The organism is Thermithiobacillus plumbiphilus (assembly GCF_038070005.1).
Classification (GTDB): domain Bacteria; phylum Pseudomonadota; class Gammaproteobacteria; order Acidithiobacillales; family Thermithiobacillaceae; genus JBBPCO01.
In genome coordinates, this window is the sequence record NZ_JBBPCO010000010.1 from 1 (window position 1) to 23,385 (window position 23,385).

A 23,385-nucleotide genomic window follows, 5' to 3' on the forward strand; every position below is an offset into this window, starting at 1 on the left:
CGCGAGGCCCAGCCGCGACTAACGAGGATTCCATGAATTGGAGCACAGGCGAAGGTGGAATGCCACTGCAACGATGATAGCAGTGCCCTGATGGCTGCCCAGCGGCAGCAGGTGTTTGTGATCTCCCGAGACGGTCAGCTCGGCGTGCGCTGCGATAGCAGCGGTGATCTCTTAGCCGTGATCAGCATCGGTGGTCATCACGCGCGGCACGGCGGCGGACTCGACGATCTCAATGGTCTCGATATAATCAGCCGGCACCTCGGGGCGGAGCGATCAATCGAAGCCAGCCGCTGGGTGCGGTGGCACTCGGCAAGAAGAAGATCGAACTGGAGCCCGCCTGAACAGGCTCCAACTCATGCCGGCGGGATGCGCCCCGGCGAACGGCGGTTATGCAGGCTACTCGCGACCGTAGCCAGATGATGGGCGGCAATACGCGCGACTCAATGATGCACGTCGTGACGCACGATGGCGCCGAGCAGGGCGTGTCGAAAAAATGCTAGTTATGCCGCCTCGTGGCCGACCACGGAGGTGATCAGAGTGATCAGAGCAAGCCGTAGCATAGGTCAGTTCTCGCCTTTAACATCCGTCTTCGAATAGTCTGGCCCACAGTCGCGGGATTAAACCGAAAGTTAAGTTGTAAACCAGCCTACTGTGCGAAAATAACACCAGATGATTTGCCAGTAACAATATCAATGATCAACCCGAGCCGGCCAGAATGCCAGCTTATGACCGGTATACCAAAGGGGGAGGATAGGATTCACCCATGACAACATCGGTAGGGTCCTCCAAAGCTTCCGCACTTTCCTCATAGTGGAACCACAGCCCTTTTTCTAAATTGTAAGTTCCTATCTTCATTAAAACGCTACTCGCAGCGTTATTGGCCACTTCTCTGCCTAGTAATTCGGAGGCTTTGTTAGCAACATCCGCCGCCAAAACTCCATCAGTAAATGTGTCGAAAGCTCTTTCAACAGCTTCGCCAATGGTCAAACGTCTCGGCCCTTCCCACTCCGTGAGATAGATATATCCGCCCTTGCCCGACTTGACCAGTTCCGAGCGGGTGGCTAAAGCAACCAGCAAAATGGGATTTGCCTTAGCTGCCAAAGCGTGATTTACCGTGAGCGATGAAATGATTTCTGAGAGGTGGATGCCAAATCCATTTTTATCTAGAATAGATATCATCTCGTCAACAATTGCATTCGCTTGGATTTCATCGAAGGGAATATCGCGCCAAAGAATTCCCCATTCGTTCTCACCAACGCGAATGAGTGGATCGGCCTGGTGAATCTGGAAGAAAGAGGCAAGACCTCGATCCCTGGAGATGATCTCCCGGATGTCAGATGCGTGCATTGGCGATCCATGTTGCTGGACCAAGATGACAATTTTTTGCCAAATATTCATCCGATCGGCAGTGCCCAAAGCATGATGTGTTCTAGCTACCCATACCATACGCCCCAAGTAGGCCAAGGTGGTGGACGATCCAAGGATCACATTGAGGTCATACTTCGACAGACGCCCCTCAAAATCTAAGCTTCGGGCCTCCAGCGCGTCGCAAATCTCCCCAGCATGCCACTGTCTTCCTGGAGCTTCAGATAGCATGTCTTCTACTTCCGCCAGAATACGTTCCTGCTCCCCCTTGGAAAGCTCGATGTGCTTTTCGAGCCCATAGATCCCTCTTCCAAGTAGAAAACCGACATTTGCAGCAGCGTTATGGGCCCGACGAAGATCAAAATTATGTCCTCTCCTAACGCAACGTTTCGCAATCTCAGAGTAGTGCAAAGGGGTGTCCGATCCCAACAAAATGGCTTCGACAACACTTTCTGCGCTCATTCCGAAACTCACTAGGAGTCTTTCTCCTAAAGGACCAACTGAGAAATGTGCCTGGCTTGTGGCGACTTCCCAAAGCATCTGCCTGAGTTCCTCCCCTTTCCCGACCAACTGGCACTCTACCAGTAGCCTGACCTCGGATTCAGGGGTATACGATTTACTTTTGGCGCATGTTGACAACAAGGTTTTGGCAGCCCTAACTGCTTCATCCCATTCATCCTGTCTCAACCTGGAGACATAAGCTTGTCCTGCAATGCGTATGATGTCGAACTCAGGCGGTTCGATGAGATGCCCAATCGAATACTCAAATGGCCAAAATAGAGTTTCAATCCCAGCAAACCAAGAATCCAGAATATCGAGCCCAAGAAGTGGGAGTGGCGTTTCCCTTCCGTCCAGCATTCTAACAAGGCTAGACCTAAAGCTGCCTACCCACATAGGCATTCTAGCTATAATCTTACTAGCTGCCTTTGACTCAATCTGCCTTACCCTTTCTCTAGTGAGAGAATAGCTCTTAGCTATCTCCTCAAGCGTCTTGCGGCTCCCACCAATCCCCATCCTTTGTTGCAAGACGGAGGCCTCTCTTTCGCTCAATAACGATAAGGCCGCCTGAAGTCCGTCTCGAAAAGATTGGGGCTCCAATGAATTTGCCATAGGTGTGGCTTCAAGGCAAACCTTGTCCAATATCTTAGGAGCCTTCCCTTGCTTAGGTTCTGCAGGGGGTGTCATTTCGAGGAGCTCCCCCTGCAAAAAGCCAGTGGAGGCGCAATAAGTGCTACCCTGCTCAAATGCCTCGAAAATCGCTACGGATATATCCATAAGGCTCTTCCGCCCAAGATTGTCTATCCGCATAAGTCCTGCGGCCCCGATGCGCGCTATGTCTGAGACTATGTTTGCTCCAACTGCGGCCATTCGGTTACGGACTCGCACGGGGAAATTAAGAGTGTTAACCGGCATCTGGAGGATCCAGGGTGGAGCGAACTTTAATCCATCTACCATGTTGTCGCGCGAAGGGGGGTGCCCAAAAAACTGCTTGAATCGATAGCCTGCCAAGCGATTCCTCGAAGTAGGCGGCATCAGCGATTCTCTCTTTTCGTATAAGGCTTCGCTCAGAATAAATAGCTTGGCGCATTCGCTAAATAGATCTGGATCATCTTCTTCAAGTGTCTTAATCCAATCAATTGGACAACTTGGAATCCTATCAGGAGGAGCGAGCATTGGCATCACAGGAATTTGATCCGCATGCAAGGTTGGATCTTCCTCGATCACGTAGCCCCACCCGGACAATGCCAAGTAGATTGGGAGTCCATCTTCGGTTAATACAGGATTGCTCGATGAGCGATATGAGGATGGCAATGCAAACCTGGCGGCGCCCGTCAAGAAGACTTTTCCCTCATCCCTTAAACAAGCTGTTTCAAATATGGAGGTGTCAGGTCTCCAGAATCCGACATGAATAATTGCTGAGGATTTATCGTTAATCGCGCGGACAGAATCCCACTCTTCCATCATTCCTTCGAGATTCCTGTGCGAGGAGACGCTCCATGATCCGTCAGGCCGGCGAACAAGCAGATAAGCTAACAGGTGAATCATGCTTGGTCCTACTCCCCCTCTTGGGATTTGGCCAATATTGATCCTATATCTAGATCACCCCGATCCGCCATGGAAGACATTTCGCGTACGCCCCATTCCGCCAGACGCTCCGCCCAGCGGTAGATAGGTGTGTCGCCTGTATTCACGAGGGACTTGATTGTTGTGTAGATATGCCGATCAGGATCCAGTGTCCCTACGTTGAAGATCGTCCGTTGGCCCGACACCTCTTCCGGCATGGCGCCATGTGCCAAGGCAAGGGCGATTCCGAAGCGATAAGCGTCCGCCATCTCCGCGAAGTTTCCATTTTGCTTATCCTCGGCCAAACGCTTGAGCATCGCGTGAGCTTGTTCGCTCAATCCTATGGTCGTGGGCTCCTTGAGGGAAATGTCCGTCATAATTACTGAACCTCAATCTTGGATTGGCGAGTAGATACCTCGCGAATTACATATTCCTTGCCGATTCTCGCAGCAACCGGGGCGAGATCTGTTTCCTTTCGCACCTCCCCGTCGTGTACGAGTAGCACCAACTGGCTAGTCGTCTCAGGCAAATAGCGCAAGATGTTCCCTCGATGCTTGAGGTCGAGGCGGCCAAATGGAGTATCCATCACAACAGGACCTGCGGCTCGCCCCGTCCTTGCCAAGCCGTCGATCAATGAGAGCGCAACGATCTGCTCAGCCCCGGCACTTCGAACACCGACTTTTTCACCATTCTCGTCGATAATCGTCAAGCCGTAGTTCTCATTGATCTCAAGTCCGAGGTACTTACCTTGAGTAGTCAGACGCTTGAAAGCGGAGGTCGCCTTGTCCTCGACCTTCGAACGGAGATTATCTCTGAGTCGCTCTACGCTTTCCGTAAAAGCCCTTACCAGTCCCTGGCACAGCTCAACTTTCGCAGTGCTTCGGCGTTCCCGAGCTGCTGGTTGGATCGATATCTGCTTTGACAGAATCTCCAACTCGCTGCGGGTTGCCCGAAGTTCTGCCTCGGCCTTACTAACCACTGTGTCCAGCCCGCCTTCTTGGCGGACAAGAGAATCTCGATACCTGCGCTTACTAGCAATGTCCTCCGTGTCGTATCCCCGAATTATCTCCTCGATTTTCTCGATATCATTATCGATCTTGGTCAACTCCACTGAAAGCTTCCGCTCCTCAGCTTGGAGATACAAGATCTTTTGCCCGACCCCCGGTCGCAAGAGCTTCTCAATCTCGCGTATCTCAGAGGAAATGGCGGCCAGTTCCGCATAGCCCTTCGACAAGCTAAGTAATTCACTCTCGCACTTTGCAAGCTCTGTTTGCTTGGTCGAACGGTTTTCGATCTGCGGAAGCTGGCCACAAGTGGGGCAAGGCTCGTTGCTCAAGAGCTTCTTGAGGCTTTCGATTTTGGATTCCAGCCGCCCACGCTTTTCCATGTTCTCATGGATGAGATCCTGCTCATCCTGCAAATGACCCTGGCGAACCCGTAGCTTTGGCTGGACCAAGTCAATCCATGCCTTTCGAACTAGGTCCATGCGCTCGGATGCGATTTGCTCTAATCGTTTGACGATCTCATCCTGACGCTTCTTGAGGGACTTTGATTCGGTTTGAGCTCGGTAAACCGCCTCGACCTTTTCAAGCTCATCGTCCAACCCTTCGCGCTGTGATCGTATCTCCGCTTGTTGCTGCTTAAGCGACTCGATCGAGCGCTCTTGGGCTCCTTGCTTTTCCTGTAGCGCGAGCTGGTGCTCCGCCAGCGAGGAAAGCCCCTTAATCTGTGCCATCTCTTTGGACTGCTGACGCTGCGCTGAGCGCAAGATAGTCTCGGCCTCCATCCGGCCACGGATGAGCATCGGTACGCCTAAGACCTGCTCGATGGCTGCCTTGATGTGCTTGCCTTGCTCGTTACCCTCCATGAGCAGTGTCTCGTATTCCTGAAGAAGCTCTCCGTCGAACAGAAAGAAGCGCGATACCTGTTCAGGAACATAGCGGTTGATCTCCGCCTCGATCAGATAGCCGGGGACAACAATATCGTCCTTCTGCAAACTCACTTGGACAACGAAATCCTCGGGGCGCGAAGGAATGGCTACATGCTCCCTTCGATCAATCCGTCTATGCAGAGAATAGGAGTGCCCGTCGGCCTCGAAGCGGATGCGCACCTCCATACAAAAATCACCCGCACTAGCAGCATCCTTGTTTAACAGGTCATTGAGCGGGATCTCGCGCAGATGGCGGCCGTATGCCCTGCCATAGAAGCCCCAGCGCAACGCATTAAGGAAACTGGTCTTTCCTCGCATGTTGTCCCCAAAGACGATCATGACATTGCGTTGCTCGTCTGTCGGAAAGTCAATGCGGCTTTCGCCCTTGTAAGGCATGAAGTTCGTCATCGAAACAGAAAGGATCTTCATTCCGAGCTACCTACCTGCTCATCGACCAGCCGCTCCATTAAATGAATCGACTCACTGCTGTCTTGGGAGAACTGGTGCTTTCTCTGTATCTCGTAGGCTTTTCGTAGAAACTCAACCGGAATCTGAGGGGCCACATCCTGGGCCGTTTCCAAAATAGCCTTCCATACCATGTCGTCTCGCTCTTCCGTGCTCACTCATCCTCCTCAATGCCCGTGTCGTCCGGAGCGTCTGGATCAAATCCCAAAGTGGCCGCGATATGTCGAAGTTCAACGGCGGCGTCCGCATTGATGGCGGACTGTGCGAACTCAATGGCCCGGATAAACTCGCTTTTCAATAGCGATGCCTGCTCTGGCTCATCCCCAAGACTCACCGGTACGACAACCGCGTCATGGATAACTGCGAGATTTTTCCATTTCGCCTTGCGCAGCACGCGCCCGCGGCGCTGGATGAACTGTCTCGGGTTCTGTGATGAGGCTAAAATTAACGCATGATCTACGGCTGGTATATCCACGCCCTCGTCCAGGCACTTGATCGAAACCATGATACCGCCAAATGTTTTAAAGTGGGCAAGCGTGGCGTCCTTATCTCCCTCCATATCAGTATGATATCGAAGCGGCTCTAGTCCCTTGGCTTTCAAGGCTTCGATAACATCTGAAAGTTGGGCTTTGTCTTCACAATAAACGAGCCAACGTTGTCCTACGGAGAACGATGACTTCAATATCTTAGAAGCCAGTGGAACTTTGTTGGCGGCCTTCTTCGCAATACGAGATCTTCGGATCAAGAGCATCTTCGCTGCCTCTGAAAGAGGATTCTTGCCGTCAGCGCCCTCGTTCTGGCGAGCCATCTCCCAACGGATCTTGAGGGTGAGAGCCTTCCATTCTTCACTCTCCTCGGTGGTAAGGCGAACGGTATGAGGCTTGTATTCGTATTCAACAAGGCGCCCGGCTTTAATAGCATCCTGCAACGTAACAGGAGGGGGGATGACCGGCCCGAAATAATCGAACATCTTTTGGGTTCCCTCGGGATCGCCATATCTGATGGGAGTGGCACTAAGCCCCAAACGGCAACCAGCCTTGAGTAAGTAGAGCTTCGAGTTTTGCTGGCTGCCAGTCTGGTGGACCTCATCGGCGACTACAAGAAGATGAGAGCCACTCTGGATCGTGGAGAGAAACTCATCGCTGGAGACCGTTTGCATCGTCGCGATGACAATTCTTTTCCCCAAGTCCGGAGAAGGGTCGGTCATCCCGTAAAGTCGCCGTGCTTGGCGCCATCGATCATGCCCGGCCCCTACTAAAAGGATGGTTGCCCCGGGAATTTCGTCTCTTGTCTCCACGCCCCACTGTTCAAGCAAAAGGCGGCTTGGAACAACTATCAAGGCGGGCATGCCCTTTTCGACGTGCTCCCGCACAGCCATCAACGCTGTGAAAGTCTTTCCGCTTCCGGTCGCATGCTCCAGCACACCTCGACACCCAGCAGCCTTCCAGTCCGCTATCGCTCGTGATTGATGACCTAGGGGAACCCTACCCTTGGCGCCTGGCTTCTCGATGGCCCTAATCTCTTCCATGTCCACCTCTCCCAGATCTCCCATAGCCACAGCGGAGATTCGTTTCCTGGCCGCCTCTGGAAACGCAATGACTTCTACACCTTTGGTCTGGCCACTCCACAACCTCTCGAAGTAGGCCTCATGCTTCTGGCATCTCTCGGCGTCAGATGGCCCAGCCCAATTGCAGAAAACCTCGATAGCCTCAAGATTTCCGCGCGCATGCCACCCTTTCCAAGTCTCGTTTGCCGATCCAAGAAAGCTAACCTTGTTTCTGAAGGCATCCGTAAATATGCCTATCTTTTCGTGATAGATGCCTTGATCATTTGGTCTAATTGCGATTCGGATATCCAAAGCTCCGACAGCAATCAAGGTGGCCAGCACCCTTGTTCGGTAGTGAGTCGTCTCGTCAGCCAAGAGGCAATCAATCTCGGTACACAAAGCCTCGTCCGTCTTGTCCTCCCTGAGAGAGTATCCTTCCTCAATGCTGCAGAGGTCCTCATCGGTTATTGACGGCGAGCAGATGAGTCTAATCCTCCCTCCCCGCTTTGCAAACTCGATTACCTCCTCGCCAATGATCAGGAAGATGGAAGAGCGAAAATAGCCTACGGCCCTTCGGTAATCGGTCGCCTGCTCTAGGCATGGCCGATAGAACTCGGCTACGGGATCTGCCTCTCCCGTCCGATATCCTGTCGCCAAATTAATCCCGCATAACCCTGCGCAAGACAGCATCGCCTTGTCTGTCGTGCCAATTGTTTGCTGATGCTCAACACTTCTTTTCATATGAATCTTGGCTATCGAACCTAATCAGCGACTGTTCTACATAGGTATCTTGCGCATCTATACTAACCCAGTGGCGCCCGGCGATCGCTGCTGAGTAGCCGGTGGTATTGCTGCCGGCAAAAGGGTCTAACACCAAGTCATCCTTGTCCGTTAGGAACTCAATGAAGAATGACGCCAAGCCCAATGGCATCCGGGCTGGATGAGGCGTGACCCCACGTTTCTTGCACTCTCGGTGAAAATAGTCGTTCGAGGCGCTGTTTGCCATTGAAAAGGCATTAGGTAGCCTGACTTCCCTCTCAGGGTCCAAGGCTTCGATCTCAAACAGGTTGTGGGCAATCGAGCCACCCTGATCATTGAAAAAGCTCGTTTCACTAATGACGTGCTCTGAAGGGCGCTTGCCGGCATTGTAACTGCCTCTTTTCAAAAGGTTCTTCATAGATTTGCTGTATGGGCGTAGCACCTTCGAGTTATCCGCTTTAGGAAAATCCGTCTTGGCGAGCCACCACACGTGTGTGAAGCTGTCCACTGTGCGGATGCGGTTTACGGTGACCCACTGGGCGGGCGACGGTAACCTAGAAGGGTTGTAGCACACAAACTGCTGGATGAGCCGCAAGCCAGCGTCCCTGTGGCGAACAAAGCCGAGTAGGGACTCCAAGTGCAATAAGGATTGGACTGGTCTACCTGACTCCCAAGCATTACCGATTTCAATTACAATGGAGCCGTCCTCCGTGAGCAGATCGGAGAATACAGGGGCGAGTGCTGTGAACCACTCCAAGTATTTATCCCCGTTCAGATTTCCGTAGCTCTTTTTGTTGTTCAGCGGGTAGGGCGGCGAGGTCAGGATCAGGTTGACTTTGCCCTTCAGGGTGGCGAAATCCTTGCTCGCAAGCAACTGCGCGGAGTCCCCTATGAAATAAATGCCACTGTTGCGCTCGTAGGCGGCATTGTTCTTTGGTAGTAGTGACAGAAAGTCCGTTGTTTGTTTTTTCATCATCTTCCCTGGCTTATAGCTACAAGCCCACCTCTCCGTGACTTGGTATTGACCTTACCTCGCCGAGTGTACCAGTGTTAAGGAACCTCTGAACAACTGCTGATTTCGGGCTCTGGACCCTGCAACAGTCCAAAATCCGGAGTTTTCAGTCGAGCTTCCCGGTTTATTTGTCTGTTTGCAGCCCGATTTCCGCCTGTTTGGCGGAGCTTGGGCGCATTACGCCCGTGATGGCAGGTATCTACTGCCGATCAGCAGGTTGGTAAAGGCTGCCAGCCAGTACAGCCGGTGGGTGTTCCTGGCCAGACCGCGATAGCGGACCTTCTCATAGCCAAATACCCGCTTGATGTAGCGGAACGGATGCTCCACCTTGGCGCGGATGCTGGCCTTGATGCACTCGCGCAGCATCAGGCCGTGCTGCGCCAGGTGCTGGTTCACCACGGCAAGCACGACCTGGCCCAGGTCATGGCGCTCCAGGAAATGACGGAAGTGGAGGATGGTGGTCTCATCGGGCAAGGGATCCGACAGGCGCAGCCCGGCGAAGAGACGCATGGAGGCAATCTCGTACAGGGCATCTTCCATGGCCGGATCGCTGAGATTGTAAAAGAGCTGCGGACAATGCACCCGGAGCATGACGGACAAGCGATACGGTGGCCGGCCCTGGCGCCCCTGGGGATAGTGGCGCCCGATCTGGGCTTCCAGCGCTGCCCAGGGAATCAGCTGCTCCATCCGCGCCAGAAAGATCTCGCGGCGGGTCCGGCGCTTCTTGCTCTGGTACACGGCTTCGGCAAAACTCAGCTGATCCATGACGCTCCTGTCCACACACTGGCCAATGACAACATTATCCACCATCCACGGAGTTTTTCAGAGACTCCTTAGGGCTTTCTTCCATCTATCTCGTTAATTATCGGCACCAAACCTTGAGCCACTATGATGCCAGCGAAAGCGAAGCTCAGGTTGTAAAACCAAGGCATTGAATTATTAAAGATGCCGTTTAAGAATGCCAACAAGCCAAGCAACGCCAAGAACAGAAGAGGAATTGATGACACAATGCGTAGAAGGCCTCTCTCTTCCCCGAGAATCGCGCCCCAGCCTCCGTGAATAACCTCCCAAAATAAATAACTCACAAACGCTGTCACAAACCCAAGAGCGTACCCTGCCAGGGTCGTCGCGCTTTGATCAAACCCCTTATCCTTCGCCAATTCCATCAGATGGAATGAGCCCAGCCATGCGATGCTCCCCCAGCCTCCAAGTTGGACCTGCCACGCTTTCATTGTTATTCCTTTGGTCATTGTGATGTCCTAACGACGCGCTCTGCGGCAAATTTGTAGCGCAGCGGAAAATTTGTCCGACAGCAGCGCCTTGTTAGCAACATTACTTAGCACAGTAAATTATTGGTCTTACGTTCATATCTTTCACCGCATGCGCGAAAGAAGAAACAATCCATAATAGCTGGACAATATTTCCTCTCACGGGCTGGCCTTCTTTTATCTTATTAAACTCCTTTGTAACATCTGAAATCGAAAGGAAAGAGCAGCATAGGATGCAGCTACGATTGAGCTTATAATCCTTAAGCAAGTTCGCCAGATAACTTTCAAAATCATCGATATTACCCTTACGTATTCTCGGGATTTTTGTCTGGACGCCTTTTCCTGACTTATAATTTTTTTTAAACGTTTTATCTAATTTCGACAGCATGGAGGGCGCATTAAAATACATGCTTCCAAGATTTTTAATTCCCTGACCTACGACATCATGTAAATTGCTGGCTGATGTGCTGGGATCGCCATGTTTTGAGTGAATAAAGCATATGTTTGAGTTCTCTTTATTAAAGGTTATATGGTCAGCCCACTCATCACCTAGATCATCACAGAATATGTAATCATCTTCGGCGTGAATTTTTTCAATGATGTCAAACATTGAGTCTTCTGAAAAATTCTCGCTTTCTTCCGTAAAACTACCTTTTTCCGAATCGACGGCAGGTATTTCCTCTATTGATTGAAATAGTTCGAGAATGTTGTCGATCTCAGACATACCAGAAGAATCTTCAAAACACGCCCCCATGAAGTACATGTACTTTGGGTCGCCAAAAGTAACGCTATAGAACCCATGTTTAACAATATATTTTTGAAGGGTTATTAATTTCCCGTTTTCAGGGACACGAAACTTTGCAAGGGATTTTGAATATAAAGTCAGGCTTTTCTTGTTGGCTCGAATCCGAGAACCGTCATTAACATCGGCAATGTTCAAATCTGGATCTATATCGTATACTTTTTCTAGTGCAGACTCGAGCTCTTTGTAGACGCGACTTGAAACACCAATGATTCTCCCCTTCTTTGTTTTATATTTTACTGGGACACCATCCTTCTTCAGACGATCAAACAAAGAAGAGCTCTCTATTAGGACAGCATTAGGCGAACAAATTTTTAAAACTTCATTTAGTTCCGATTTACTAGCGAAAGCATCTAAAAAGTTTGTATTGCTAGGAGATTCTATTAGGCCGATTTGCTCGGAAACCCATGCAGCTATATTGTCGATTGTCTCTCTACTAGATGACTCAATGACCCGACCAGTTCCTGATATAGATCTGGTCTTGGCTCCTTGTCGGAGCTTAAAGTAATAGGGGATTGATCTACCTGCTGAATGAGTAGAAAGTAATCCTTTTAAGTCAGCCGCCTCATACGATCTAGATCTCATTGCACGATCAGAAACCGTCATATTTCTAAGCGCCAACCTCTGAAATTCTACATCATCATCAGAGAATGAGGATGAAAACTCCTTGCTGCCGACGAGCGTAAAGTTTTCGTCCATTAGATCGAATATGTTTGCACAGCTCTTCTTTAGAATGGCAAAGTAGTCACCAATCTCAATGATCAATATAAATGCATAAACCTTGTCTTCGAAATCATCTTCCAAGAAATAAACTGGCCGACTAGAAGGAAATGCCTTGGCTGAATAAACAAAGCTTAAATTTTGTTCCTCTATATTCCGCTCCTGCCTAAATACATCAATTACAAACCCACTATTGGGGTTCATGTTCTCAGAGGCAGTGTCGAGGATATTTCTAACTAACTCATCTTCTGCAGGCTCGTTGACTCTATAAAACTGTGCATTCTTAGTCAATCTGAGTCTTCCTGGCACTCCCTGCCTCCTTGCTAACGTGAAGTGGACGTCCTAAATGACGCCTTATAACCCGTCAAAAACGAAACCTAATCCGATCAGGCCCCTTTGAAACACTGGGCTCTTCTGCCGCTCTGCCGGATTAGGCTCCATATAAAGTTGCTATCAGCCCGCAAAAACCCTCAATCCCAGCTCAACGCCCCGCCTGTCTGATACTCCGTCACGCGCGTCTCGAAGAAGTTCTTCTCCTTCTTCAGATCCATCATCTCGCTCATCCACGGGAAGGGATTGCTCACGCCGGGATACTGGGCGGGCAGGCCAATCTGCTGCAGGCGGCGGTTGGCGATGTAGCGCACGTAGTCGTGGAACATCTGGGCATTCAGGCCGAGCACGCCGCGCGGCATGGTGTCGACGGCATAGCGGTACTCAAGGTCCACGCCGGTCTTGAAGAGATCAATGATCTCGGCCTGGAATTCGGGCGTCCAGAGCTGCGGGTTTTCGAGCTTGATGGTGTTGGCGAGATCAATGCCGAAATTGCAGTGCATGGACTCGTCTCTGAGGATGTACTGGTACTGTTCGGCCGCACCGGTCATCTTGTTCTGCCGGCCGAGCGCGAGTATCTGGGTGAAGCCGACGTAGAAAAAGAGGCCTTCCATGATGCCGGCGAAGACGATGATGGATTTCAGTAGCTTCTGGTCGTTCTCGAAGCTGCCGGTGGTGAAGTTCGGGTCGGTGAGTGTGTCGATGAAGGGGATGAGGAATTCATCCTTGTCCCGGATCGAGGGGATCTCGTGGTACATGTTGAAGATCTCGCCTTCATCCAATCCTAAGGACTCCACGATGTACTGGTAGGCGTGGGTGTGGATGGCTTCCTCGAAGGCCTGGCGCAGCAGGTACTGGCGGCATTCGGGGGCGCTGATGTGGCGATAGGTGCCGAGCACGATGTTGTTGGCGGCGAGGCTATCGGCGGTGACGAAGAAGCCGAGGTTGCGCTTGACGATGCGGCGCTCGTCCTCGGTCAGGCCCTTGGGGTCCTTCCAGAGGGCGATGTCGCGTGACATCTGGATTTCCTGGGGCATCCAGTGGTTGGCGCAGCCGGCGAGATATTTGTCCCAGGCCCACTGGTACTTGAAGGGCACGAGCTGGTTGACGTCGGCGCGGCCGTTGATGATGCGCTTGTCCTCGACGTGCACGCGGCGGTCGTCGGCGGCGCGTACGCTGGTCTCAAAGCTGGGCTCGGCGGCCGGGGCGGGCTTGGCCGCTACCGGGCGGGCGGGTGCCGCGCCGTTCTGGCGCGGGGCGGGGATGACTTCATCAAAATCCAACATTGTTCTCTCCTGATCTTGTGGGGCGCCGCGTTCACGGCGCGCCTTGTGTTATGGCCTTACTGGCAGGCTTCGCAGTCGGGGTCCAGGATCGAGCAGACCTTGGGCGCCGGCTCGGCATGGGCCTGTACCGCGTTCAGGGTGCCGTTGGTGACGGTGGACTTCTCCGCGGCCGTCGCACCCAGGCTGCGCAGGTAGTAGGTGGTCTTCAGGCCTCGCAGCCAGGCGAGCTTGTAGGTCTCGTCGAGCTTCTTGCCCGAGGGCGCTGCGAAGTAAAGGTTTAGACTCTGGGCCTGGTCGATCCATTTCTGCCGGCGGGCGGCGGCCTCGATCAGCCATTGGGCATCGACCTCGAAGGCGGTCGCATACAGGGGCTTCAAATCAGCCGGGATGCGGTCGATGGGCATTACCGAGCCGTCGAAGTACTTCAGATCATGGACCATGACCTCGTCCCAGAGGCCGCGCGCCTTGAGATCCGCCACCAGATAGTCATTGAGTACGGTGAAGTCGCCGGAGAGGTTGGACTTCACGTAGAGGTTCTGGTAGGTCGGCTCGATGCTCTGGCTGACACCGACGATATTGGAGATCGTCGCGGTCGGCGCGATGGCGAGACAATTGCTGTTGCGCATGCCGTACTGGGCAATGTGCTCGCGCACCGGGGTCCAGTCGAGACGGCTGCTGCGATCGACCTGCAGGTATTCGCCGCGCGCCTCGGCCAGCCGCTCGATGCTGTCCTGGGGCAGGACGCCCTGACTCCACAGCGAACCCTCGTAGCTGGCATAGCGGCCGCGCTCCTTGGCAAGCTCCGAGGAGCCGAGGATGGCGTAGTAGCTGACCGCTTCCTGGCTGTAGTCGGCAAACTCCACCCCGGCCTCGGAGGCGTAGGGGATGCGCAGCTTCAGGAGTGCGTCCTGGAAGCCCATGATGCCCAACCCCACCGGGCGGTGGCGCAGGTTGCTGTTGCGCGCCTTGGCGACCGCGTAGTAGTTGATGTCGATGACGTTGTCGAGCATGCGCATGGCGACCTTGCAGGTGCGCGCCAGTTTGTCGAGATTCAGGCCATCGGCGTCGACATGGGCGACGAGATTGATCGAGCCCAGGTTGCAGACCGCCGTTTCCTTGTCGGAGGTATTGAGCGTGATCTCGGTGCAAAGGTTCGAGCTGTGTACCACGCCCACGTGCTGCTGCGGGCTGCGCAGGTTGCAGGGGTCCTTGAAGGTGATCCAGGGGTGGCCCGTTTCAAACAGCATGGTCAGCATCTTGCGCCAGATCGTGAGCGCCGGCACCCGCTTGAAGCGCTTGATCAGGCCCTCGTCGGCCATGCGCTCGTAGCGTTCGTAGGCCGCCTTGAAGGCCGGGCCATAGCTGTCATGCAGCTCCGGGACCTCATTGGGGCTGAACAGGGTCCACTCGCCATTCTCCATCACCCGCTCCATGAAGAGATCCGGGATCCAGTTGGCGGTGTTCATGTCGTGGGTGCGGCGCCGATCATCGCCGGTGTTCTTGCGCAGTTCCAGGAACTCCTCGATATCGAGATGCCAGGTCTCGAGGTAGGCGCAGACAGCCCCCTTTCGTTTACCTCCCTGATTGACTGCGACCGCCGTGTCGTTGACCACCTTGAGGAAGGGCACCACGCCCTGGCTCTTGCCGTTGGTGCCCTTGATGTAGGCGCCGAGCGCACGCACCGGGGTCCAGTCGTTGCCCAGGCCGCCGCTGAATTTCGACAGCAGCGCATTTTCCTTGATGGCGTCGTAGATGCCGTCCAGATCATCCGCGACCGTGGTCAGGAAGCAGGAGGAGAGCTGCGGACGCAGGGTGCCAGCGTTGAACAGGGTCGGCGTGGAACTGACGAAGTCAAAGCTCGAAAGTACCTCGTAGAACTCGATGGCGCGCGCCTCGCGGTCGATCTCGCTGACGGCCAGACCCATGGCGACGCGCATCCAGAAGGCCTGGGGCAGCTCGATGCGGCGCTCGTCCTTGTGGATGAAATAGCGGTCATAGAGGATCTGCAGGCCAAGATACTGGAAGTTCAGGTCGCGCTCGGGCTTGAGCGCCGCGCCCAGTACAGCAAGATCAAACTGGCCGAGCTTGGGATCGATCAGCTCATATTCGATGCCGGTCTTGATGTAGTCGGTGAAGTATTCCGGATAGCGCGCGCTCATTTCGGCGTGGGTCAGGGCCTCACCCATGACCTCGCGGCGGATCTGGTCGAGCAGCAGGCGGGCAGTGGCGTAGGTGTAGCCGGGGTCACGCTCGATCAGGGGACGGGCGGCGAGGATGTTGGCCTTGAAGAGTTCTTCTTCGGGGATGCCGTCATAGATGTTGTGCATCACCCCCTTGATGATCTCCGCCGGGGAGACCTGGTCGCCGAGGCCGGCGCAGGCCTCCTCGATCACGGTCTGCAGGCGCGCCTGGTCTATGGCCACTTCGCTGCCATCGGCGCGACGCATGCGCAGGCTGGGCTGGGGGCTGAGCTCAGTCGGCACGGCCTGGGCGCGTTCGCGGGCACGGGCCTCGCGGTAGAGCACGTAGGCGCGGGCGACTTCATGCTCGCCTGAACGCATCAGCGCAAGCTCGACCTGGTCCTGGATGTCCTCGATGTGGAAGTTGCCGCCGCCGGGCTGGCGGCGCATGAGGGTCTGCACCACCTGCTCGGTGAGCCGCGCCACCACGTCGCGTACGCGGGCGCTGGCAGCACCCGTGCCGCCCTCGACGGCGATGAAGGCCTTGCTCATGGCGACGGCGATCTTGCCGGGCTCGAAGGCCACCACGCCGCCATTGCGGCGGATCACTTTGTAAAGGGCGTACTGGCTTTGATCCGCTGTCGATGTGTCTGAAAAAGGCATGGCGCTGACCGGTCGGCTCATCTGAGGGTCCTCCTGTGTGGTGCGGTTCCGGGTGTTCGTTCACTAGGTTAGATAAATATATATAGGGGAAAGTTTTGTCAAGGTCACAAGATATTGTGTGTAAAGCCGTGCAGAAGCGGTGGGCAAGCAGTGGGAAAGCAGTGGATAAGTGGGAAAATGCTAGGCGAAATCAGGGCTTGAGTCCTGGGCAGGGATCCAACCAAAAGGGAATCGGACTTAGGGGGAAGAACAGTCGCTGCTGGGCACTGTTGGCGAATAAAGGTCAATGGAACAGGTGCTTGCCGGCCAGTTGCAGGCGGATGCGCTAACTCACGGCCTCGACCTGCTGCAGGGCCTCTTCGAGGCTGCGGATTTTATCTTCGAGCTCGCGCAGGATGGCAAGCAGCTTGTCGATGGCTTCCGGCTCGATATGGGCAGGATTCAGCACGATGCTGATGGTGCCCTTGTCGGCATTGAGGAAGTGGCCGATGGCGTGTTCGCGCTGCAGTTCCGTCAGCACGCGTTTGAGGATGTCCCCGGAGACCCATTGCACGACCTCGGGCCGGGTATGAATGATCACGCCCGCGAGATGCGGGCCGTCACTGGCACGCTTGGGCAGCCAGCCGACCCGCTGCGTACGGATCTTGCCAGTGGCATCGCGGACGGCGAGATCAACCTCCATAGTCCTCCCCAGGGCACGGGCGCGGCGGTACCGGCCAAGTCCGGCGAGCTGCTCCCATGATTAACGTCACAGAATGCGAAATTTCCAGACCGCATCTTCTATTGTAGACAGCTTGGATTGAAACAGCATCCGCGCGGGAGTATTTCGCTGCCGCTGGTGGCCTAAGACTTTGGAAGCAGGTGCATGGGGGCATGATCGGGGACTGCTCCCGCCACGGGAGCGTGACTGTGAGTTTCTACGACAAGGTTGCTGGATTGCTGCTGATGGCGTCGCTGCTGGGCGCTGTCGCCCTGGCTTTGCGCCAGCCGCTGATCGTGGCCTTCATCGCGACCGGCATCCTGGCCGGCCCGGTCGGGCTGGGACTGGTGACCGCCGAGAGTTCGCTGGACCTGCTGGCCAGTCTCGGTGTCACCATCCTGCTCTTTGTGGTGGGGCTCAAGCTCGACATTCATCTGGTCCGCAATCTGGGTTGGGTGGTGCTGCTGATCGGTTTCGGGCAAATCGGCCTGAGTTTCGCGCTCGGTTTCCTGCTGGCGCTGGCGCTGGGCATGATGCCGCTGACGGCCTTCTATCTGGCGGTCGCGCTGACCTTCTCCAGCACCATCATCGTCGTCAAGCTGCTGTCGGACCGGCGCGAACTCGATTCCCTGCACGGGCGCATCACCATGGGGGTGCTGATCGTGCAGGATCTGACCGTGGCCATTGCCATGATGGTCCTGAGCGTGTTCGGGCCCGATGCGGGGAACGGCATTGGGCCGGATGGCCTGTTGTGGCTGCCCCTGAAACTGGCCGTGATGTTGGCTGGCTTGCTGCTGTTGATGCGCTATGGCCTGCCCCGATTGCTGCACGTCATCGCCCGTTCCGGCGAACTGCTGATGCTGGTGGCGGTGGCCTGGGGCGCCACCCTGGCGAGCCTTGGGGAGATGCTGGGGCTGAGCCAGGAACTCGGCGCTCTGCTGGCCGGTTTCTCACTGGCCTCGACGCCTTTTCGGGAAGCCATCAGCACCCGTCTGTCGAGCCTGCGGGACTTTCTGCTGCTGTTCTTTTTCGTGGATCTCGGCGCCAATCTCGGCTTTCCCGCCTTCGGCTGGGCCCTGCCCGTGGCCTTGGCGCTTTCAATCTTCATCCTGTTGGGCAAGCCCCTGATCGTGATGGGGATCATGGGTTATCTGGGCTATCGGCGTTTTACCGCTTTCCAGACCGGGCTGGCACTGGCGCAGATCAGCGAATTCTCCTTCATCCTGGTGGCCCTGGGCGTGAGCCTTGGCCACATCCCGGCCGCCGTGGCGGGGCTGGTGACGCTCGTCGGCCTGGTCACCATCACCCTCTCCGCTTACATGATCCATTACGCGCACCGGCTCTATCCCGTGCTCGATCCCTGGCTCAAGCGCTTCGAGCGCCGGCATCCGCATCGCGAGGAAATCGAACTGGATGAGCAGCCAAAACAGGCCAGCCGCCCGGTGGACATCATCATCTACGGGCTTGGCCGCTACGGTCTGCATCTGGCGGAACGCCTGAGTCAGCGGGGGCTGCGGGTGGTGGGCGTGGATTTCAACCCGGATCTGCTGCGGTTCTATCGCGACCGGCCGCTGGAAGTGCGTTTCGGCGATGCCGAGGATCCGGATTTTCCGGAAACCCTGCCGCTCGATGAGGCGCGCTGGGTGGTGAGCACGCTGGCTTCCGGCGCGGTCAATCTGGCCCTGTTGCAGAACCTGCGCACCCAGGGCTATCGCGGCATGGTGGTGCTGACAGCACACAACGAGCGGGATGCCGGACGACTGTGTCAGGCGGGTGCCGACCGGGTGCTGCTGCCGTTCAAGGATGCCGCGAGCTTTGCCGCGGAGATCGTGGCGGATGACGTGCTGGTGGAGTCCTGCCCGGTGAGGCCCGGAAGGGACGCTAGCTGACCGCGGCGGCCGGGCGGTCGAGACGCCGGTACTGGATGGCCTCGGCGACATGCGCTGACTGGATCTGCTCGATGCCGGCGAGATCGGCGATGCTGCGGGCCAGCTTGAGAATGCGGTGATAGGCGCGGGCGGACAGGCCCAGGCGGGTCATGGCCGACTCCAGGAGCTTGCGGCCGGCGGCATCGAGGGTGCAGAAGGCATCGACCTCGCCAGCCGCCAGCAGGCCATTGGCGCGTCCCTGACGCGCGATCTGGCGGGCATGGGCGACCATCACCCGTTCGCGCACCTCGGCACTGCTCTCCGTGGCCTGACCGCCCGCCTGCAGCTCGTTCAGGGGCAGGGCGGGCACTTCCATCTGGATATCGATGCGATCGAGCAGGGGAGCGGAGAGCCGAGCGCGGTACTGCGCCACCTGGGCCGGGGTGCAGCGGCAGGCATGGCGCGGATCACCCAGGTAACCGCAGGGGCAGGGGTTCATGGCGGCGATGAGTTGGAAGCGCGCGGGAAAGCGCGCCTGGCGCCCGGCCCGGGAGATGTGGATCTCGCCGGTTTCCAGCGGTTCGCGCAGGGTTTCGAGCACTTGGCGCGGAAATTCCGGCAGTTCATCGAGGAACAGCACGCCATGATGGGCGAGGCTGATCTCGCCGGGCCGGGGGTTGGAGCCGCCGCCGACCAGCGCCACGCTGCTGGCGCTGTGGTGCGGCGAGCGAAACGGGCGCTGTCCCCAGAGCCGGGGATCGAAGCCCTGTGGGCTGCTGCTCTGGATGGCGGCGATCTCCAGGCTCTCCTCGCGCGGGGGCGGCGGCAGGATGCCGGGCAGACGGCTGGCGAGCATGGTCTTGCCGGTACCGGGCGGGCCAAGAAAAAGAATATGATGGCGACCGGCCGCGGCGATCTCCAGGGCGCGCTTGGCGCCAGCCTGGCCCCGGACATCGGCGAGATCGGCATGATGAAGCGCATCCAGCAGTCCAGGATCGCTCACGCCAGGCGGGATTCTTTCGAGATCGCGCAGATGGGCGCTGACTTCGGCCAGACTGCTGGCGCCAAACACCGGCGCACAAGCGGCCAGGCTCGCCTCGGTGGCATTGGCAATCGGCAGGAGCAGGGCGCGATCCGCTGCCCCAGCCGCCAGTGCCGCGGCCAGGGCGCCGCGCACCGGGCGCAGGCTGCCGTCGAGCGCCAGTTCCCCGAGGAATTCGCAGGCCCGCAGGCTCTCCAAGGGTATCTGGCCACTGGCGGCGAGAATGCCGAGTGCTATCGGCAGATCGAAGCCACCGCCTTCCTTGGGCAGGTCCGCTGGCGCCAGATTGACGGTGATGCGCTTGGCCGGAAAAGTGAAACCCGAGTTGTGGATGGCGGCGCGAACCCGGTCCCGGGCCTCCTTGACCGCCGCTTCCGGCAGGCCGACGATGGCAAAACCCGGCAGGCCGGGCGCGAGATCGACCTCGACGGCAACCGCTGCGGCGTGGATGCCGGTCAGGGCCCGGCTATGGACAATCGCTAATGCCAAACGCGTCAGTCTGCGCCGGGTTCGTCATTGGCCCACTGGCCGGAGGCCGCCGTGTTGGGGCGCTCCGGTTTGCGGCCAGTGGCGAGTCCGGCCTGCTCGGCATCATCCGGATCCGGCTGGCCGCCACCACCCATGGCATTGACCCGCTGTTCCAGCAGCTCCACCCGTTCGCGCAGCCGGCTGACCAGGGCCCGCTGCACTTCCATTTCGTCCCGGGTCACGACATCCAGGCGCTCCAGGCTGGCGGAGATCGTGGCGCGGACCTGTTTTTCGACATCGTCCTTGACCGAACCCAGTCTCACCACGGTTTCCGTGACGCCGCGGACCAGTTCATCAAGCAGGGTATTTCTCGTCATGGCCTTGCTCCTTATGCAATTGCCTTGCAGCAGTTTGTTGACAGGTATTGTAAGCCGCGCCAGCACAAAAGGGCTACGCCTTTTCGGGTAGATGGTTCCGTCCGCCAAGTCCCATGGCCTGGCGGATCAATACGCGCTTCAGGGGCGGCGTCAACTGTGTCGCCAGCATGCCGGCATTGCGCAGCCAGGCGAGCGGCCTGATGCGATTGGAAAAAAGCCGGTGGAAGCTGTCGGTGGCCGCCAGGGTGGCGAGATTGTCGGGACGGCGCGTGACCTCGTAGCGGCGCAGCAGTTCGCGCCGGCCCCAGTCCTCGCCGCGCCTTGCGGCTTCTCGCACCAGATCCGCCAGACACTCGGCATCGCGCAGGCCGAGATTCACGCCCAGCCCCGCCAGCGGATGCACGCCGTGGGCGCTGTCGCCCAGCAAGACGCTGCGCTCATCGATGTAGGAGCGGGCGTGCAGGGCACTTAAGGGGAAGGCGGCGCGCGGACCGATCCGGTACAGGCGGCCCAGCACCGGCCCGAAGGCGAGTTGCAGTTCCCTGAGGAAGGTCTCGTCCTCCAGCGCCATCAAGGCCCGCGCCCGGCTGTCGCGGGCGCTCCAGACCAGCGAGCAGCGCGGGCTGCCGTCGGGCGCGGGCGAAAAGGGCAGCATGGCGATCGGACCGGTCGGCAGGAATCGCTGGAAGGCGGTGTTGCCGTGCGGACGCTCGGTCCAGACCGTGGCGATGATGCCCTGTTGCTCATAGTTGCTGCGCAGGGTGGGGATGCCGAGCGCCTGGCGCAGTCCGGATTCCCGCCCTTCGGCGATGGCCAGCAGGCGCGTGCGCCAGTGTCGATCACCATCATCCACGCCGATTTCATCGCCCCGGGGCTGGGCTGACCGCAGGCGCGCGCCATAGGCCAGTGTGGCATTGCTGCGCGTGGCCAGCGCCTGGTGAAGCGTTTGCTCAAGCCGGCGGTTCTCGACGATGAAGCCGAGCTGGGCGGCGCCGGCTTCCTCGGCATCGAGCTGGATGCCGCCGAAGTGGTCGTCGTCCCAGACGCGCATGCGCTTGACCGGGGTGCCGATCCTGCCGATGTCGGTCCCGAGGGTTTGCAGGAAGCGTGCAGAGCCTTCGGCAATCAGACTGGCCCGCTCCAGCGGGTCGGGTTGCTCGATCAGGTGTAGCGGACGGGCTTCGGCAAGCCGGATTTGCAACAGCGAGTCGCTGAGGGCCAGGCCCAGGGCGGCGCCGACCATGCCGCCACCGGCAATGATGATGTCGGGTTCTTGTTCAGAGGCCAGCATGCAGTTCTCCGCTTGAAGGTGCATGCCCTGAACCGGGCGTCAGGGCCGGCGTGTGGCTGCCCGCGGGGATCTCCAAACCTGCGGCGCGTGCTGCCAGGCGGCGCTTGAGGGCAGGAACCTGGTCCATGGCCACCAGCCCGAGGCCCCGGGCCAGCTTCAGCGGCAGGATGGCATTGGAGAACAGCCGGTTGAGCCCTTCAGTGAGGCCGATGATCTCGCTGCGATCCTGCTGGCGGCTGGCCAGGTAGCGCTCCAGCAATACCGGACCGCCGATGTCCTCGCCGCGCTCGCTGGCGGCCTTGATCATGGCCGCCAGCGTGACGCCGTCGCGCAGGCCGAGGTTGAAGCCCTGGCCGGCGACCGGGTGCAGGGTCTGGGCGCTGTTTCCTACCAGGGCCAGGCGCTGATCCGGCTTGCCGAGCGTGCGCTGAAAGGCCAGCGGCAGCATGGCGCGAGGGCCCGTGGCGCGGATCCGCCCGAGCTTGCGCGGGGCCAGACGATTGAGCCGGTCCAGGAAGGCGGCATCCGAGAGAGTGTCGAGCTGCGCTGCCTCGCTTGGCCTCAGGCTCCAGACGATGCTGAAACGCTCCTGGCTGAAGGGCAGGAAGGCCAGGGGACCTGCTGGCAGGAAATGTTCATAGGCAATGCCCGCCGGCGGGCGGTCGGGGGTGACTGAGGCAATACAGGCAAAGCGGTTGTAATCCCAACTGACGCGGCGCAGGCCGGCGAGTTCGGCAACGCCACCCTGACCGCCGTCGGCGGCGACCAGCAGGCGTGCGCGCAACTCGCTGTCACGGCCATGCACCGAAACATGGTGAGCATGCTGTTGCAATGCCTGCACCGGCCCGAAAGGGATTTGCACCAGGTTGGTGCGGCCATGCAGGGCTTCGGACAAGCTGTCTCGCAGTTGTTCCAGTTCCAGCACGATTCCCAGATAGGGCGCGTCAATCAATGCACTATCGAGGTGCACGGTGCCCGGTGTGCCGCTCTGGCTGACCTGAATGCCGCTGATGGGCGTGCCCCTGATCTTGATGCCGAGATGTTCAAGGATGCGGGTGCTACCCAGCGACAGCGCCAGGGTTCTTTCCGGCGGGGATGAGCCGGGACGCGGGCCGGGCAGGGTATCCAGCAGGGCGACCGACAGCCCGCTGTCGGCCAGCGCCAGCGCCAGGCTCAAGCCGGCAGGGCCGTCGCCAAGGATGGCAATGTCACATTCGATTTTCTTGGTCATACACGTCCTCCGCTGCGG

General features: G+C 57.4%; 17 protein-coding genes. 1 reads left to right on the plus strand and 16 read right to left on the minus strand.

Annotated elements, in window-relative coordinates:
- Positions 1-723: 723 nt before the first annotated feature.
- The 12 genes from WOB96_RS10325 to WOB96_RS10380 all read right to left on the minus strand — a co-directional run bounded on the left by WOB96_RS10325 (position 724) and on the right by WOB96_RS10380 (position 17,072).
- On the minus strand, positions 724-3,411 hold the full coding sequence (locus WOB96_RS10325) for a sigma factor-like helix-turn-helix DNA-binding protein (RefSeq protein WP_341371213.1): 2,688 nt from the start codon (positions 3,409-3,411) through the stop codon (positions 724-726).
- Between the two features lie 8 nt (positions 3,412-3,419).
- Positions 3,420-3,806, minus strand: a complete 387-nt coding sequence (locus WOB96_RS10330) for a hypothetical protein (RefSeq protein ID WP_341371214.1) — start codon at positions 3,804-3,806, stop codon at positions 3,420-3,422.
- 2 nt (positions 3,807-3,808) lie between these two features.
- A complete protein-coding gene (locus tag WOB96_RS10335; protein ID WP_341371215.1) occupies positions 3,809-5,788 on the minus strand; it encodes a hypothetical protein in 1,980 nt (659 codons plus the stop codon).
- The gene (locus tag WOB96_RS10340; RefSeq protein WP_341371216.1) at positions 5,785-5,982 is read right to left on the minus strand and encodes a hypothetical protein; all 198 of its coding nucleotides are present in this window, start codon (positions 5,980-5,982) and stop codon (positions 5,785-5,787) included. Before WOB96_RS10340 ends, WOB96_RS10335 begins: the two co-directional genes overlap by 4 nt.
- Positions 5,979-8,111, minus strand: coding sequence for a DEAD/DEAH box helicase family protein (locus tag WOB96_RS10345; protein ID WP_341371217.1), 2,133 nt, complete (start codon positions 8,109-8,111; stop codon positions 5,979-5,981). Before WOB96_RS10345 ends, WOB96_RS10340 begins: the two co-directional genes overlap by 4 nt.
- Positions 8,095-9,102, minus strand: a complete 1,008-nt coding sequence (locus tag WOB96_RS10350; RefSeq protein ID WP_341371218.1) for a DNA-methyltransferase — start codon at positions 9,100-9,102, stop codon at positions 8,095-8,097. The genes WOB96_RS10345 and WOB96_RS10350 overlap by 17 nt, the downstream gene beginning before the upstream one ends.
- A 216-nt stretch (positions 9,103-9,318) precedes the next feature.
- Positions 9,319-9,906, minus strand: a complete 588-nt coding sequence (locus WOB96_RS10355) for a transposase (RefSeq protein WP_341371219.1) — start codon at positions 9,904-9,906, stop codon at positions 9,319-9,321.
- A gap of 68 nt (positions 9,907-9,974) precedes the next feature.
- The gene (locus WOB96_RS10360; protein ID WP_341371220.1) at positions 9,975-10,391 is read right to left on the minus strand and encodes a hypothetical protein; all 417 of its coding nucleotides are present in this window, start codon (positions 10,389-10,391) and stop codon (positions 9,975-9,977) included.
- An 82-nt stretch (positions 10,392-10,473) separates the two neighbouring features.
- On the minus strand, positions 10,474-12,222 hold the full coding sequence (locus WOB96_RS10365) for a hypothetical protein (RefSeq protein ID WP_341371221.1): 1,749 nt from the start codon (positions 12,220-12,222) through the stop codon (positions 10,474-10,476).
- A 179-nt stretch (positions 12,223-12,401) separates the two neighbouring features.
- Positions 12,402-13,547, minus strand: coding sequence for a ribonucleotide-diphosphate reductase subunit beta (locus WOB96_RS10370; RefSeq protein WP_341371222.1), 1,146 nt, complete (start codon positions 13,545-13,547; stop codon positions 12,402-12,404).
- 56 nt (positions 13,548-13,603) lie between these two features.
- Positions 13,604-16,390 carry a ribonucleoside-diphosphate reductase subunit alpha gene (locus tag WOB96_RS10375; protein WP_423229739.1) on the minus strand — a complete coding sequence of 929 codons (2,787 nt, stop codon included), beginning with the start codon at positions 16,388-16,390 and terminating at the stop codon, positions 13,604-13,606.
- Between the two features lie 325 nt (positions 16,391-16,715).
- Entirely contained in the window at positions 16,716-17,072 is a 357-nt protein-coding gene (locus tag WOB96_RS10380) for a hypothetical protein (protein ID WP_341371223.1), read from the minus strand.
- Between the two features lie 227 nt (positions 17,073-17,299).
- Between WOB96_RS10380 and WOB96_RS10385 the strand changes: the two genes are divergently transcribed.
- Positions 17,300-18,979, plus strand: coding sequence for a cation:proton antiporter (locus WOB96_RS10385; protein WP_341371224.1), 1,680 nt, complete (start codon positions 17,300-17,302; stop codon positions 18,977-18,979).
- Here WOB96_RS10385 and WOB96_RS10390 read toward each other — a convergent pair.
- The 4 genes from WOB96_RS10390 to WOB96_RS10405 form a co-directional block, all read right to left on the minus strand.
- Positions 18,972-20,489, minus strand: a complete 1,518-nt coding sequence (locus tag WOB96_RS10390; RefSeq protein WP_341371225.1) for a YifB family Mg chelatase-like AAA ATPase — start codon at positions 20,487-20,489, stop codon at positions 18,972-18,974. The two genes, WOB96_RS10385 and WOB96_RS10390, sit on opposite strands and share 8 nt — an antisense overlap.
- 5 nt (positions 20,490-20,494) lie before the next feature.
- Positions 20,495-20,845 carry an accessory factor UbiK family protein gene (locus WOB96_RS10395; protein WP_341371226.1) on the minus strand — a complete coding sequence of 117 codons (351 nt, stop codon included), beginning with the start codon at positions 20,843-20,845 and terminating at the stop codon, positions 20,495-20,497.
- Positions 20,846-20,918: 73 nt separating this feature from the next.
- Positions 20,919-22,136 (minus strand): UbiH/UbiF/VisC/COQ6 family ubiquinone biosynthesis hydroxylase, encoded by a 1,218-nt coding sequence (locus WOB96_RS10400; RefSeq protein WP_341371227.1) that lies wholly within the window; start codon positions 22,134-22,136, stop codon positions 20,919-20,921.
- Positions 22,123-23,367 carry an FAD-dependent monooxygenase gene (locus tag WOB96_RS10405; RefSeq protein WP_341371228.1) on the minus strand — a complete coding sequence of 415 codons (1,245 nt, stop codon included), beginning with the start codon at positions 23,365-23,367 and terminating at the stop codon, positions 22,123-22,125. Before WOB96_RS10405 ends, WOB96_RS10400 begins: the two co-directional genes overlap by 14 nt.
- Between the last annotated feature and the right edge of the window lie 18 nt (positions 23,368-23,385).